7 protein-coding genes and 1 other RNA gene are annotated in these 16471 nt (G+C 26.1%); 1 reads left to right on the top strand and 7 read right to left on the bottom strand.

All coding sequences use genetic code 4. The annotated features are described in order from the left end of the window. Nucleotides 1-100: 100 nt before the first annotated feature. The 4 genes from EXC57_RS03400 to EXC57_RS03415 are packed head-to-tail and all read right to left on the bottom strand — an operon-like array spanning nt 101 to nt 12596. Nucleotides 101-3982, bottom strand: coding sequence for a DUF3713 domain-containing protein (locus EXC57_RS03400; protein ID WP_129692640.1), 3882 nt, complete (start codon nt 3980-3982; stop codon nt 101-103). A 28-nt stretch (nt 3983-4010) separates the two neighbouring features. Beyond that, nucleotides 4011-8108: a DUF3713 domain-containing protein gene (locus EXC57_RS03405; RefSeq protein ID WP_004025083.1), complete on the bottom strand. Its 4098-nt coding sequence runs from the start codon at nt 8106-8108 to the stop codon at nt 4011-4013. A gap of 36 nt (nt 8109-8144) precedes the next feature. Further along, nucleotides 8145-12125 carry a DUF3713 domain-containing protein gene (locus EXC57_RS03410; protein ID WP_004025084.1) on the bottom strand — a complete coding sequence of 1327 codons (3981 nt, stop codon included), beginning with the start codon at nt 12123-12125 and terminating at the stop codon, nt 8145-8147. Nucleotides 12126-12152: 27 nt separating this feature from the next. Next, nucleotides 12153-12596, bottom strand: coding sequence for an HIT family protein (locus EXC57_RS03415; RefSeq protein ID WP_004025085.1), 444 nt, complete (start codon nt 12594-12596; stop codon nt 12153-12155). Between the two features lie 136 nt (nt 12597-12732). Between EXC57_RS03415 and ffs the strand changes: the two genes are divergently transcribed. Beyond that, nucleotides 12733-12829: signal recognition particle sRNA small type (gene ffs, locus EXC57_RS03420), an RNA gene on the top strand. A gap of 37 nt (nt 12830-12866) precedes the next feature. Here the strand turns inward: ffs and EXC57_RS03425 are convergent. The 3 genes from EXC57_RS03425 to dnaX are packed head-to-tail and all read right to left on the bottom strand — an operon-like array spanning nt 12867 to nt 16315. Then, a complete protein-coding gene (locus EXC57_RS03425; RefSeq protein ID WP_129692641.1) occupies nt 12867-13472 on the bottom strand; it encodes a toprim domain-containing protein in 606 nt (201 codons plus the stop codon). 2 nt (nt 13473-13474) lie between these two features. Beyond that, nucleotides 13475-13768, bottom strand: a complete 294-nt coding sequence (locus tag EXC57_RS03430) for a YbaB/EbfC family nucleoid-associated protein (RefSeq protein WP_004025087.1) — start codon at nt 13766-13768, stop codon at nt 13475-13477. Nucleotides 13769-13771: 3 nt separating this feature from the next. After that, the gene (gene dnaX, locus EXC57_RS03435) at nt 13772-16315 is read right to left on the bottom strand and encodes a DNA polymerase III subunit gamma/tau (RefSeq protein WP_129692642.1); all 2544 of its coding nucleotides are present in this window, start codon (nt 16313-16315) and stop codon (nt 13772-13774) included. Nucleotides 16316-16471: the final 156 nt, after the last annotated feature.

The following is a 16471-nucleotide window of genomic DNA, read 5'->3' on the forward strand; positions in this document are numbered from 1 at the left end:
AAAATACCCCTATGAATAAAAATATTATAATATAATTTTTTTTATAATTTTTTATAAAAAAAATATACAAAAAAAATAATAGATTAACTGATGTAATCTATTATTTTCAGTTACTTGCTCATTTAGGACCAAGTTGAGTATTTAATCTTGTATCATATATTTCAACTTTTCTTGTAGCTAAAATTGAATTTAATGCTCTATCTTGTTGTCCTGTATCTTTTGCTGCAATAATTAATAAGTTATATAAAACTTCTGTATTGTTACCAACAGCAGTTTTTAAAGTTGTTCAATCCTTTAAATCATTAGTATTTATTTGATAAACATAAGCTCCTGTTTGTGTTGCAGAAATTGGCGAATCTATAACTTCCATCTTATCATTTTGATTATTGTTTTGTTGACCATTTGATGTTTTGCCTGAACCGTTTATTGTTGGAGTTTTTCCAACATACCCTTTTCTTTGGTCAAACATCTCTTTAACAATTGGTTTAGCATCTTTTGTTGACGGAGATGAAGAACTATCATTTTGATAATTATTATTAATTAAATTTTTCAAAGCTTCCTTTTTAGCTGATAAACTATTATCAGAAATATTTAACACACTTTCAAATTGAATCATTGGTAAATATTTCTTTAATTGATTTGCTAAATTATTAACTTCACTTGATAAAGTATAAGACTCAATAGTAGTTAATAAATCTTCTTTTGAATCACCAAAACTATGTAATATTCCAACCTTACTTGAATTATCAAGTGATGTATTAGTAAACAACCTTTCACTAATTGAACTATCTAATGATGAACTATCATTTTGAGTTATAAGACCCATAAATCCAGTCATGCCTTGAACAACTGTATAATAATTTGAAGAAACTCCAAATAATGAATTTGAATTATTTCTATCTAGTGTTATAGTTTCTCCTGTTGTACCAGTTCCTTCACTATTAGAACTATTTGTGTTTCCAGTATTAACCAAAGTAACTTGACTACCAGCATTAGTTGTTCCTGAATAAGTTAATCCATAATAAGCTGATTCTTTTGAATTATTAACATTCATCATTAGGTTATCTGTTGCTGACAATAATTCTTTAACAGTTGATTTATTTAATCCATTAACTTGTAAGTTTTTGTTTTGAGTACCATATCATGTAATATATGCATTTTCACCAACAGTTACTTTAGTTTTTAAATAGTTGATAAATTCTTTTGCATTATCTTCTAATAAGTATTTAGCAGTTGCTAACATTGTATATAAAGACAAATAATTGCTGCTAGTTGCTGCATTATCAACACTTAATGAATATTTAAAAAGTTTATTTCTATAAGAATCCAATTGAGATTGAGTGATTGGAAATGCAGTTTGTGGTGTAGTTTCTGCAACACTTTTTGGTGTACTAGCCTCTTTTGAAGGAATGTACTGACCTCATTTATCTGTTAACCCATCAAAAGATGAATTGTAGTACATATTACTTAAAGCACTATTTATTCCTTTAACTCCATTATTTCCAGTTTGCGTTGCAGTACTTGGAGTTGTGGTAGAACCATTTTCTAAACTAGTTATTAAATTACTGTTATTTTTAAATTCTAATTTATCAAAATCGAAATCATTAGTACCAATATAATCTTTTAATATATCATTTTTAATAACATTAGATAATGAATTACTATCAGAACCAAAAGCTAATAAAACAGCATTTAAAGCATTATTATCACTATAAATATATTGACTATATTTATAACCAGAGAAAGAACTTGATTGATTAGTTACACTTAAATCATTCATATATGTAGTCAAAGCATTCATGAATGTTTTTTTAGCACCATTTGTTCCATCAAATAAATCATAAGTTCCTTTAACATATGAAGAATATGTAACATCAAAATAATTTGGATTTTTTTGAAGTTTATCTTCATTTTGTGATGGAGATGAGTTACTTTGAGTAGTAGTTTGACTATCTTTTGCTTTTTCATAAACTCATCCAGAAGCAAAACCATTCTTTTTAGTATTTATACCTGTATTAACTGAAAATTTAGATTTTGCATCATACATTTTGGCTTGATAATCTTTAACTCTATCAACTTTAGTGATTAAGAATTGATAATTAACTAATTTATCAGCAAAAGTAACATAATTGTTACCAAGTAATTTTTTCATTTCTTGATCATTTAAATCAAACATTTTTATTTTAGGTGTATCTTCTTTAGTGTTTGTTCCACCATTATTTTGATTACCCATTAAATGTTTAGCATATTCATAAATTAATCAATCAGTATTGTTAGAATAGAATGTACTTAACTCAGATTTAAGATCAATAGACATACCATATGTTAAATCTTCATTAGAGTTTTTTAATTTAGAATAATAAAATACTACATCACCAGCACGTTGTTTATAATTTTTAGTATTTTGTGTTTGTGTATCATTTTTTCCAGTTCCTGCACTTCCATTTGTATATCCATCTTTAATATATTTAGATGCTTCTATACCAACAGCATGAACACCAGCTTGATTTCTAATGAACATAAAATCATTTAATTTATCAGTGCTTGTTCCTCTAAATGAGTCAATCGAATAAACAGTTCCACCATTAGTTGTTAATTCATTTAATGGACCATTTTTATTAACTATTTGAGAAACCAAATTACTAGAATATTTAATTATTCCATTGATAGTGGTTGGCATTTGATTATTAGTAGATGAACTTGATCCATCTTTTCCCGTTTGAGTTGTACCACCATTACCACCACCATTGGTGTTTGTTACTTTATAAACAAAATTACTAGTTATTGGGTCTAAACCACTTTTTGAATTAGTAGAAATACCTTTTTCTAATTTATTATTAGTTGTTGATGACTCAGCTCTATTAGTACCTTGTTGAGTTGGGTTTGCTAATTCACCAAATAAATAAGAACTAGCCGCTGCAAATTCAATATATAAATCATTATAAATAGAACCATTTTTAGCAAGAATTAAAGTTGCTGAATCATCTGTATAATTTTTACTAATTTCTCTAATACCTAATTTATTTTTAGTTGTATCCTTTGATAAGAAATTACCATCACTACTACCATTTGTGCTTGTTCCACTAGCTTTAGCATCATTAACAAAATGAGTAAACTTATCTAATGTACCATAACCAGTGTTTGTTGCAACTGCATTGTTAAAATATGGATATTCATAAGTACCACTAGTTATAGAAGTACTAGAATCTAAATTATAAAAATTGCTCATCCCTTCACTACCAGGAGTACCATATTTTCATAAAGACATATTTACAACAAAAGGGTTTTCAATTTCAATTCATTTATCATATATGAATTGTTGAAAATCAGCATATGCTGGATCAGAATTTTTATTTTGCCCAATTAATTTTGTATCAGCACTAAATCCAAAATGATATTCACCAGTTAAACCTTTAAGCAATTCAGATTCTGAATTACTTCTAATAACTTGATTATTAGAATTTAATAATGCTGAATAATCAGAATTAAATAATTCACTTGATAATCTATTTTTTGCTCAAGATAATAGTTGTTTTTCTTTATATGCTTGTTCAGTTCCACCATTTAAATCTAAAAATTCTTGTTGAAATTTTAATTCTCAATCAGCACCATTATTATTTTTATAAGAATCTATTGTGCTTTTAAAACTATCATCAATATTTTTAATTTCATTATCAAGATCTCTTTTTGTTTGTGGATCAGTTTTTGCTAAATTTTTAAATCATTGTAAAGCAAGGTTTGATGTTAAATATTCTTGATAAGCTTTTTGACCAGAATCTGACTTTAAAGCTTCCGTTGCAACTTTTTTAATACTATAATTTGTTGCAAAATTAGAACCATCACCTTTAGAAATTGAATTTTCAATTAACTCTTTATTAACAGAAGAACAAGAAGCTAATAAAATAGCAGGAGCAGATAAAAAGAAAGCACTTGATAAAACTTTTATTAATTTTAATTTTTTGTTTTTAATTTGTTTTTTCATTATCTATCTCCTGTATGTATTAGTTTTTTTAATTAGTTGTATCTGGTTTATAAATTCAATTACTTACTCAATCAGCTCCTAATTGATTATTTAATCTTATATCATTTACACTTACTTTTCTACTAGATAAGATTGAGTTTAAAGCCATTTGTTGAACACTGCTATTTGTTGCAGCATTTATTAATAAGTTATAAACTATTTCATTAGCTTGAGTATTCATATTATTTGCTTCTGTTTGTTTACTTGATGAATCTGTTCCATTTATTTTTTGAAGTTTATTACTAATAGTTGTTACTAAAGTTGAAATGGTTGCAGTATTTTTACCATTACTATTACCACTATTGTTAATGTCTTTAGAATTAATTTGAATTACTTTTGCTCCATATTCTATTGCATTATTTCCATTAGAAACATCTGGAATTGGCGTAACATTCATAGTTGAATTAGTATTACTAGATCCACTTGCAGCTGTGTTTGCAGAACTTGTATTAGCATTACCAATATAACCACTTCTCTCGTTAAAATAAGTTTCTGGTATGTTACCATTATCTTTTACTAATTTACTTAATAATTCTTTTTTATCTTTAAGAGTTGTTTCTTTACTTATAATTCTACTTATATTTAATGATGGAATTTTAGATTTCAAATTGTTTGCAATTGATTCAACTTGAGATGATGAACCAAGTGTCATTATATATTTTGAAAGTTGTTCTTTACTTTCGTATCCATATAAAATTCCATTACCACTAGCATTATTTGCTTTTTGATTTGAAAATAACCTAGATGATATAACTGATGACAAGCTATTTGAAGTACTAGTTTGTATTCCCATAAATCCTAAACTATCACCAACCACTTTATAATAATTTGATTCATCATTGAATAACGAACCTTTATTATTTAATAAAATTCCACTATTTGTTGTATTTGTAGATTCTGAACTACCAACTTTACTTGCACCACCAGCACTACCTGTGCTTCCAAATGTAGTTGAAGAATAATTACCAACATAACTTGAAAAATAACTATTATTTATATTTTGTGAAATTTTACTAGCATCAACTAAATCTTTTACTGTTGTTTGTTTATTTTCTTGTAGTAATGTGTTTTGAGAATTTTGTCACGTTATATAAGCTTCAGCACCATATGGAATAATAGCATTAAGATAATCAATAAAATACTTTCCATCATTTTCTAAAAGATATTTAGTTGTAGCAACAATAGTATAAAGATTGTTATATTCTAAACCACTTGAACTATTTTTTATTTTAGTTTTTTCTTGTCATAAATATTTTCAATATTTAGCAAGATTGTTTTTATCAAATGTGGCACCATTTGTTTCTTGTTTTCCAGTTGTTTTATTTTGTGCAGTAAATTTATCTCAATAATATCAATTTAGTTCATCAGCTGTAAAAGTATTGCTAAAGAAATAATTACTTAACCCTGAATCTAAATAAGTATTTACTCCATTTAATATAAGTTTAGATTGTGTATTACCATTATTAGATTTAAAACTTAGTTTTTCATAATCATAAACGTCACTAGTGTAATCTTTTAAAATTTTTTCTTTTTGTGCAAATGATAATGAGTCACCATCTGTACCAAATTTAAGTAAAGCATAATTAATTAATCAATTGTCAGAATATACATATTGACTATATTTAAAACCTTCAAAGTTGCTTGTTAAACCGGTTGTAAAATTAGGTGATTCAACAAATTTTTTTATACAATCTTCTAATTTTTGATAAGAACTTTTGTTGTTGTTTGCATCTGCTTTTCCAACAGATGTTGTAGAATTTTCTGGTTTTGTAAAAGGATCTGAAACTAATCCTGATTGTTTTGCTACATCAAAATAATAATTTGATTTATCACTTGCATTAGTTGCATAAACTCATGGAGATGCTAATCCATTTGTTTTAGTATTAGCACCATAATTTTTAGAATATGTTCTTTTAGCATCTATCATCTTTTTATTGTAATCATCTACATAAGTATATTTAGATAATTCAAATAGATAAGTGTTTAATGCTGATAATAATTTTTTAAAATTTTCATCAGATGTTACACTTGCTATATTGAACAAACTTTGTTTAGTTTCATCACTATCAAAATCATTATTTGTTGATTCACCTTCTTTTGGCGATGATTTTGTAGTTGTGGTTATTTTTAAAGATGTAGATTTAGCTTCATTACTTATTTCTTGGAAAGTTGCTTTTTCAGCATAGCTATAAACTAAATAACTAAAATTATCTTTAAAGAAAGTTGATAGTTCATTATTTATATCAGTTATAGTCACATCACTATCAATATTCATTTTATTTTGGAAATATCTATATAAAACTACATTTCCAGCTCTCTTGTTAGCAGTTAATTTATCACTTGCTTTTTTAATATAATCTCAACCATCTATAGATATAGCATGAACACCAGCTTCATTTCTTAGCAACATATATTCATTTAGTTCTGTGTCAGTTATCATAAAAGAATCAATTGAATATAAATCATTATTTCTTAAAGATGAAAGTTCACCACTTGAATTAATTATTTCATTTACCAATTCTTTAGATAAATGAGTTTCATTAAATTTAGTTGTAGTTGCAGTTGTTTGAGTCGTTTCCTTCTCTGGTTTTTTTTCAGGAGTATTAAAACTTGTTTTAGAAACAAATTGTCTTGTTATTAAATCCAAAACATTTTCAGTAGAGCCATTGTTCCCACCATTACCACCACTACCTCCATTAGTTGGCATATCTAGTTTTTTGCCAATTGTAGTATTAATAGTGCTATCACTTCCATCAGTTCCTGTTTTCATTTGTGTTTGTTGAGTAGGAGCTTGTGATTGTGTTCCGTTTCCAACCATTGAATAAAGATAAGAACTAGCAGCAGCAAATTCTATATATAAATCATTAAATATAGATGAATTTTTAGCCAATATGTATGTTGAACTATCATCTGTATAAATTTTAGGAATTTTCTTAAGACCTAAAGATTCTGCTGTATTATTACCATTTTTAGAAGATGGTTGTGTAGGTGTAGTTGTTGAACCAACTGTTTTTTCTTTAAAGTTATTATCTGTTTTACTTGCTGCAACAAAAGCTTTAAACTTCCCAATAGTTGACCCTGGGTTATCATTATCATCTTGACTTTTAAAATATGGAAAAGCATAAGTACCAGAAGTTGATGGAGTTGTAGTATCAGATCCATCTCCACTTCCTGTATCTCCACCACTTTCACCTTCACGAGTAGAAGATTGTGTAGTAGTTGTACCATCAGAAGAATCACCTGTAGAATCATCACCACTTGAAGTTGATTGAGGCGCAGCACTATAAACACTATTTATACCATTGCCTGGTGTAGTGTATTTTCATAATGACATGTTAATAACATAAGGATTAGAAAATTGAATTCATTGATCATAAACAAATTTTTGGAATTTAGAATATTCTTTATCAGCTGCTGTATCATTTTCTGCTTGACTTAACTTAGAAGCAAAACCAAAACTATATCCATTAGTGCCATTATTAGATCCACTAGTAGTATTATTATCATTTAATAAAATATCTAATAATTGAGTACCAGTAATGTTTTGAACAGCGTTTCCTGTTTTGTTATCAATAATAGTTAAAAAACTTTTACCAAAAACTCTAGATTGAATTTCAGTTTTTGCTCATTCAAGCATTTGAGAGTCTTTATATGAAGATTCTGTACCACCTTTTGGATCTAACACTTCTTGTTGGAATCTTGCACTTCAAGACTTAGGATAATCTTTTTTGTACTGACTTAATTTAGAATCATATTCATCATTTACTTTTTTAACTTGATCATTATAAAGATTTCTAAATGTAGCATTTCCAGTAGTAGATAATCTTTTAAATCAATCAAGTGCCATTTTACTTGCAGCTTTATCCATCATTTCAATTTGTGATGGATTGTTATATAAAGCTTTAGTTGCAACATCTTTTAATGAAAGGCTATTTGAAAAACTTGTACCATTGTTTGATAAGATACTATTACTTACAACTTCATTAAGGCTATCAGAACATGAAGTTAAAACTAATGGAATTGTTAAACCTGCAACAGTTCCACCTATTAAAAATAGTTTCTTTTTTAAACTTGTTATTTTTTTCATATGTTAGCCTTTCTTTGTTTTATATTAACAATAAAATTAATCTTTTCAATTTTTGACTCAATCAAAACCTAAACCATTGTTTAATCTTATATCGTAAACATCTACTTTATTTTGTTCACTTAATTGTGAAACAACATAATTTTGTAATGAAGTTTCATTAACTGCAGCATAAACAAGTAAATTTATAATTACTTCATCTGCTGCTTTTTGTTTATCATTATTTGTTGTGGTTGATGCTGTAGTTGCTGGATTTTGTGAAGTATTGTTACCAATGGCATTGCTATTCATTATTCTTTGTGAAAGTTTGTCATAAGAAGACACATCATCATAATTTAATTGAATTACATTAGCAGCATATTTAACTTTTGCACTTGCTTGTTCTGTATTTTCTATCAAATTATTTGTTGAAGTTGCATTTGATGGATTATTAACCTTGCTTGCTGGTGGTGATGGTTCACTTTGTTTTTCTTTTGTTTGTATACCATCCCTTGGTTGAAACATTTCATTAGTTATAATTGATGATCCATTTTTTTGTTCTGAAACTAATTGTAGCAATGCATCCTTTTTTTGTTTCAAACTATAAATATCATTTTTAATATCGCTAGTATCAACACCTGTTCTAGCTTTGATTAAATCAGCTAAATCATTTGCTTGTGTATTACTTACAATATTATTAATGTATTTTTTTAAACCTTCCCTATCTTTGAATGAATAGAATAAACCTTTTTTATCTGGATTATAATTTGTTGGTTTTGTAAATAGAATTTCTTGAATAGTTGTTGGGAATGAATTTGAATCAGAAGTTTGAATTCCATCAAAACCTAGCATTCCATTAGATATTTTGTAATAATTTGAACCAACATTAAACAATGAATCCTTAGTATTATTTTTTAAATCATTGTTTGATGTAGTTGGTGTGCTGGCTCTAGATGATGGAGCAGCCGGAGGATTTGTGCTACCTGAACCATTTAATAAACTATTACCAACATATCCTGAGAAATAACCATTCTCAATATTTTGTTTTATATTTGCTGCACTTAGTAAATTCTTTTGTTCAAGTAAATTACTTGTACCATTTGCTGTTGTTGCTGAACTTTGTGTTGGATTATTTTCCATATAAATAGATTCATTAATTGAATTAGTTCAAGTAATATATGCATCCTTGCCTAAAGCTACTTTAGTTTTAAGATAATTAATAAATTCTTTAAAATTATCTTTAGCTAAATAATCTATTGTTGCATATACAGTTAGCATTGAATTAAAAGAATCAATATCATTATTGTTTTTAACATTTTCTAATCATAAGTTTTTTCTATATGTTCTTAATTTTTCAACACTAAAATCATTATTAGTTGTTTTTTCAGTAGATGAACTAGATTTTGAAAGTTCATTATATTTTAGTCATTTTCCAGTAGTTAAATTATCAAATACATTTGAAAAGAAATAATTGTTTAATGCATTATCAACATAACCATTTAATGTATTAGCATCAGTTTTTGTAGTTAATGTACTTGCGGTTCCGCTTTTAAAACCATTATATTTAAATTCACCATTACCATTGAATAAATCTTTTCATTTTTTGTTATAAATACTAGCTCTAACAATAGTAGAAAGTGAAGTATCATCAGCATTCATAAGAACATAATTCATTTGTTGATTATTTGAATAAACATATTGACTATATTTATAACCACTAAATGATGATGTTTGAGCAACTAGAGATTTAGTAAAATTTTCTACACTTTCTTCAAATGTTTTTTTACTTCCTTTTGTTTGTACATATGGATCAGCTGTTGGCACTGTATCAAGCAACTCATAATCATAAATACCTGAACCTGATTTTAATCCATAAATTCAAGGGGCAGCCAAACCATTCTTTTTAGCATCTATTCCAAAATTAGAACTATATGATGATTTAGCATCATACATTTTTTGTCTATAATCTTGTCTTCTTGTAGAAATTGAAGTTTCAAAATTATACTTAACTAAATTTTCGATTAATGTTTTTTCATTTGTATCAGAAAAAACAGAATCAATTTTTGGAATACTTTTGTCATTAGTATTTAATATTCCATTACTTGTAGGATTCATTTTCTTAGCATATTCAAAAATTAAATAGTTAAAGTTATTAGTTAAATATCCAAGTAACTCACTTTTTAAATCTATAGAAATTGAACCAATAGAAGTGTCATCATTTCCATTTAAATTATTCATGTAGTGAAACAACACTACATTTCCAGCTCTTGTTTTTAGATCTTCTATTGATGTTGCCTTATTTATATAAGCACCACCTTCAATAGAAACAGCTCTAACTCCATCATTATCTCTTATAAAAATAAAACCATTCACATTTGATGCTAAAAAACCATCAACTGAAGTTAATGTTTTATCTCTATAGCTTGATAAATTTTTAGAAGAAATAATTTCATTAACAAGTTCAGATGATAATGTTACTTTTGCACTACTATTTGTGAATGTTGCATTATTTGAATTAGTTGATGATGTTGCTAATGAAACAGCACCTGATCCATCACTTGAAGTATTATTACTTCAAATAAATTCATCAGTTATTGGATCTATATTAGTTGTTGACCATGAAGTAACAATTTTTTTACTTATATCATTTTTCTTTGTTATTGGATTTGTTGTTTGTTTTCCATCTTTTGATGGTTGCCCATTACTAAAAGTTGCATCTTTATATAACATAAAAGAAGAAGCAGCAGCTAATTGGATACTACTTAAATCACTATAAGAAGTTGCATTTTTAACAAGCATAAGTGAAGTTGTGTGGTCATCTGAATATTGAGATAAATTCTTTTTCAAACCATTAGTATCTTCTACCTTAGCATTTGTTGTTGAAGAGGCTGTGTTATCACCATTTTTTTGTCCTGTTTCAGCTGAATTCATAGATGCTGCAAGCGTAACAAAATCCTGGTACTTTTTAACTGTTGAAGTTGTATTATTACCAGTTGGAATTGAACTTGAAAAATAAGGATATATATAACTACCGGTTGAAGTTGATGGAGTTGTAGTACCACCCTCTCCTCCTTCTCCACCTTCACTTCCCTCTTCATAAGTTACAATATTAGAATTTAATCTTGCAGAAGAACTTTGTTTAGTTGTTTCACCACCTGATGAATCACCACCACCAGTATCTCCACCTTCTGAACCACCTTCACCTGATCCACCATCACTACCTGACGTAGTAGATATTAAATAATAATCAGATAAACTTGAACCAGATGGTGGCTGACCATATTTTCAAAGAATATTATTAATTAAAAATGGGTTAGTAAATTGTACTCATTGATCATAAATATATTGTTGAAATGAAGCATATTCTTTTTGTGCATATTCACTATCATTATCTGCTTGGAAAGCAAATTTATAAGTTTCTCCATTAGCAGCATTTGCAGTTCCATTAGTTCCATTAGTAAAGACTTTTTTAAGTTCACTTGTAGTTAAACTACCACCAGTTACAGGAGAATTTCCTTTCATTAATTTAACATAAACATCTGTAGCAAAAACATTGTCAATTAAGTATTGTTTAGCTCATTTATTTAATTCAATTTGTTTGTATGATTCTTCAGTTCCACCATTTTTATCTAAAAATTCTTGTTGGAAATATATATCATAATCACTTCCATACTTTTCTTTATAGTCTTTTAAAGTATCGTTATAAGTTTTATTAACTAAATCTTTTTTTGCATTTAATGCATTTTTTACCCTTGTGTCTTTGTTTGAAATATTTTCTACTCATTTATATGCAAAAAAACCAGCAGCTGCATCTGCAAAGTTTGTTTGAGCTGTTGAGTTGTTTTTAAGTAAAGAAGAAGACATTGTTTTTAAATCAATAGAATCAGTAAACTTACCTAAACCATTAGTTAAAACAGAGTTATTAATTAATTCTTGTTTATTAGAACTACAAGAGGCTAAAATTAGTGTAGAACTTGTAGCCAATAGTCCAGCACCTAATAGTGAAAATAATTTAGATTTGTTTAACTTTTTAATCCTCATCGTTATACCTCAACAAAACCCAAAATACTATTTAATTGTATATTTAGATTTAGCAATTTTTTCAAAAACTAAATCAATATCTTCAAGATATCTTTTTGATTTATCAATAGCATTTTCTAAAATAAAACCTTCATTCTTTGCATATTTTGGAATAATGTGCAAATGAAAATGTTTAACAACTTGTCCTGCAATATCTTTTTCATTGCTTAAATAATTAATCCCTCATGGGTTTAATTTACTATTATTAAGTTTTTTAACAATTTGTTTAGTTAACAACATTACTGCAACTAAATATTCATCATCACATGAACTAAAATCTTGATAGTGTTCTTTTGGAATAACTAAAATATGTCCATCACTTACTGGATCTATATCCATAAAAGCTAAAGCTTTTTGATTCTCAGCAATTAATTTAGAAGGAATTTCTCCATTAATAATCTTACAAAATATGCAATCTTTGTTGTGAACCATTACAATACCTTAATTTTTTTATTAATTTATTATAGTTTATTAATATGCCTATATCAAAATAAATTCAAGTTTTTTTGCAAAACATTTTTACTTCAATTGTTTTTTATATTCAAAACTTTTCTATTTTTATATATAATAATAAAGACATCACAACATTAGTGGCGAATCGTGTCAGGCCAGAAATGGAGCAGCACTAAGTTTTAACTTTTGTGTGTGGTGTCTATTTTTATTTACTTAACAAAAGGATGCAAATCTAAGCATCCTTTTTTATTATTCCATTTTTGTTTTATTTTTAATCGAAAACTTTAACGATTCTCAATCTATATAATCAATTGATGCATTTAATGGAATACCCAAAGCTAATCTATAAAACTCAATATTAAAGTTTTTTTCTTTTAAATAGTTTTTAATGTATTTTGCTGTTAATTCACCATTAGTTGTCATATTGGTGGCAATTAAAATTTCATTAATATTGAAATTATTAATAGTTTGTTCTAATTGGTCAAGTTTCATATTTTTTATAGAATCTTTGTTTTTATAATCAAGTTCATTTTTTAAAATAAAATATGTTCCATAAAAAGATTCAGATGATTCAATTTTATATAAATCATCAATAGAGCTCACAATACATAGTTTGTGATTATGTCTATCACTGTTTTTACAAATATCACAACTAAAACTATTTACAACCATATTATTACAATACTGACAAAATTTAATTCTTGTTTTTGCTTCAATTATTCTATTAACAAGTTCATTAAAATATTCTTTATCACTATTGATTAAATGATTAGCAATTTTATTTGCACTTTTAGTTGAAACTGTTGGTAGAGATTTTAATGCATCTATTAAATATTCATACTCTTTAACTTTCATAATTAAAATGGAAGACCAGGAATAGAAATGTTTGTTATTTTGTCTTTTTCCTTACTAACATTTTCAATAGCTTCATTGATTGCTTCACAAACCATTTCTTCTAACATGTTTTTGTCTTCTGGATCAACAAGTTGTTTATCAATATCTATTGATATAATTTGTAAACTACCTTTAAGTTTTACATTTATATATTTTTTGTAATTAAATTCAAATTCTTTTTCATCAAATTCTTTAAGTTTTTTTTCCATACTTGCTTGAAGTTTTTTAGCTTCAGCCATCATTTTTTGAATGTTCATATATTACTCCTCTTCTATCTCATCACCTAATATACTAATTGCTAAATCTTTCATAGTAGTATTAGATTTATTGGCTTTATCAATTAAATCATTAATTTCTACATCATTTAATTTCTTTTTGTTTTTTAAATGTTGTTTATATTTTTCTGTTAGTTCAGTTGCAGTTTCTGTTGTCATTCCTATAACTTTATAAATTTTGCCAAATGTATTTTTTAGATAAACTAAAAATTTAGGGTTTGTTGAAACTACATTTAAGTTTTTAGCACTAACTTCATTTTCAAATAATAATATCATTCCATTGTTTGATGCTAATAAAATATTTTTAGCTTCTTTAAAATATACATCATCAGCATTTATAGTTACAGATTTTTTTATTTTTTCTAAAACTTGTGATGCATTTGTTTTATTATCATTGTTTTTGTTGTCTGCAATTTGGAAAAATAATTTTTCTCTATCTAAACCACTACTTAATTTTTTTAATTTTTTTTCTAGTTCTAAATCAAGTTCATCTTTAGTGTCTGATTTTGGATTTTCTTTAATATTTTTGCTTTCTATTTGATTATCTTTGTTATTTTCAATTACTTGTTTTTTTTCTTGTTTGTTTATTGAATTTATTTCATTAGATTTATTATTAGTTTTTTGATCAATTAAATAATCATTATTACTATTATCATTAAAATCTAATGTAAACAAATTTGGTTCTGATGGTTTTGAATCATCATTATTTTTTTTAGTTTTTTTAGATTGTTTATTATCTGTTGGTTTATCGTTGAAATTGTTTTTTAATTCTAATTCAGTTATTTTTTCTGCATCAACAATTGTTTCAGGTTTAATTTTAGTTTGTGCATCAAAATTATGTTTAACTTGTGATAATTTATATTTATTTGTCTTAAATGATTTGTTAATCAATGCATCTAAAATTGTAATCTTTTTGTTGTCTTTTATTTTTTCAATTTCATTTTCAGTTTCTGGCAATGTATTTACTAGATTATAATCATCTAGTTTATTTGACTTTTTGTTTACTGATTCTTTTTGTTGTTTTGTTTCTTGGATTTTTACAACACTAGTTTTAGTGTTTTCTTTGTTTTCTAATTCAAGTTTATTATCTTTTTTTGTTTCAGTTTTATTTACTTGTTCTTGTTTTTCTTTTTTAATTTCTTTTTTTTCAGATTCAACTATAGGTTTTTTAATTTCTGTTTCTGCTTTAATTTCTTTTTTTTCTGTTTTTAAAATAGTTTGGTTATCATTAACAGATGTTTTTTCTTGTTCTATGTTATTTTTATTTCCAATAACTTTTTTATTAAAAACATCTTCCAAAGCTACTTGTTTAAATTGAACTTCTTTATTATTTATTGTTTGAGTTTCAACAATATTACTTTTGTTTTCAACTTGTTTTCTTAGTTGATCCATATTATTTTTATTTTCATTTAAATTCGTTTTAACATCATTGACACTAATGAAATTATCAAAATCAAATATTTTAGATGCAGAAAGTGAAGTTAATTCAAAATAAAATTTTTGATCTGAAGCATATTTCATCTTGTATAAAGCATCTTGTCATAATTCAATAAACTTAACTAAGAATTTTGGTTGAATATTAATAAAATCAACATTAACTTTAGACAATACTTTTATAAGTTTTTCATTTTTTGTTTTTTCATATATTAATTTATCAAATAAAATTTCAATTATATCTTTTGCTAATTGGAAAAAGTTAACACCTTTTGATTCATAGTTATCAATACTATTTAATATTTTTTCATATTGAGAATTAACAATATTTTTTATAAGTTCAATTCTTTCTTCTAAATCTACAAGTCCAAACACTTCATTCACATCTTTTGAAGTGATATTTGAATTAGTATAAATATCTAATTGATTTAAAAAAGTTAAAGCATCTCTTGCGCTACCATCTGCTAATACAGTAAGTTTTTTTAATGATTCATCATCTATTTTAATATTTTCATTTTCACAAGTTTTTTTAATAGTTGTTATGATTTCAAAATTATTTAATTTTGATAAATTAAGTCTTTGACATCTTGATAGTATAGTTAAAGGAAATTTATGTGGTTCTGTAGTTGCAAAAATAAACACTAAATGTTTTGGAGGTTCTTCCAATGTTTTTAAAAAAGCATTTCAAGCTCCTGTTGTTAGCATATGAGCTTCATCGATTATATAAACTTTTTTAAATAAATCTGCTGGTAAGTAAGAAATATTTTCAATTATTGATCTAACTTCATTTACACCATTATTACTTGCTGCATCCATTTCAACAACATCCATTGTTTGATTCATATCTATTAATTTACAACTTGGACAATTGTTGCAGCAATCACCAGCTTGAGAATTAGTACAATTAATTGCTTTTGCAAAAATTTTTGCAATAGATGTTTTACCTATACCTCTTGGACCAGATAATATATAAGCATGTCCAACCTTATTTGCCATTACTGTATTTTTTAGTGTTTGAATGACAAAAGATTGTCCCTCAACATCACAAAATGATTTAGGACGATATTTACGGTAAAAAGCAACACTCATTGACATAGTTTTCTCCTTAAAAACAATCCTTTTTATTATAGATTTAAATGAAATAAATTGATGAACAACTTAAAAATAATAAAAAAAAATATTGATACCATAAAAATTGTATCAATGCTCGACTGACATGTGAAGTGCAACACTCGAAAAAGAGTGTGCACT

Origin of the sequence: Malacoplasma iowae, assembly GCF_900660615.1 — a bacterium.
Taxonomy (GTDB): domain Bacteria; phylum Bacillota_I; class Bacilli_A; order Mycoplasmatales; family Mycoplasmoidaceae; genus Malacoplasma; species Malacoplasma iowae.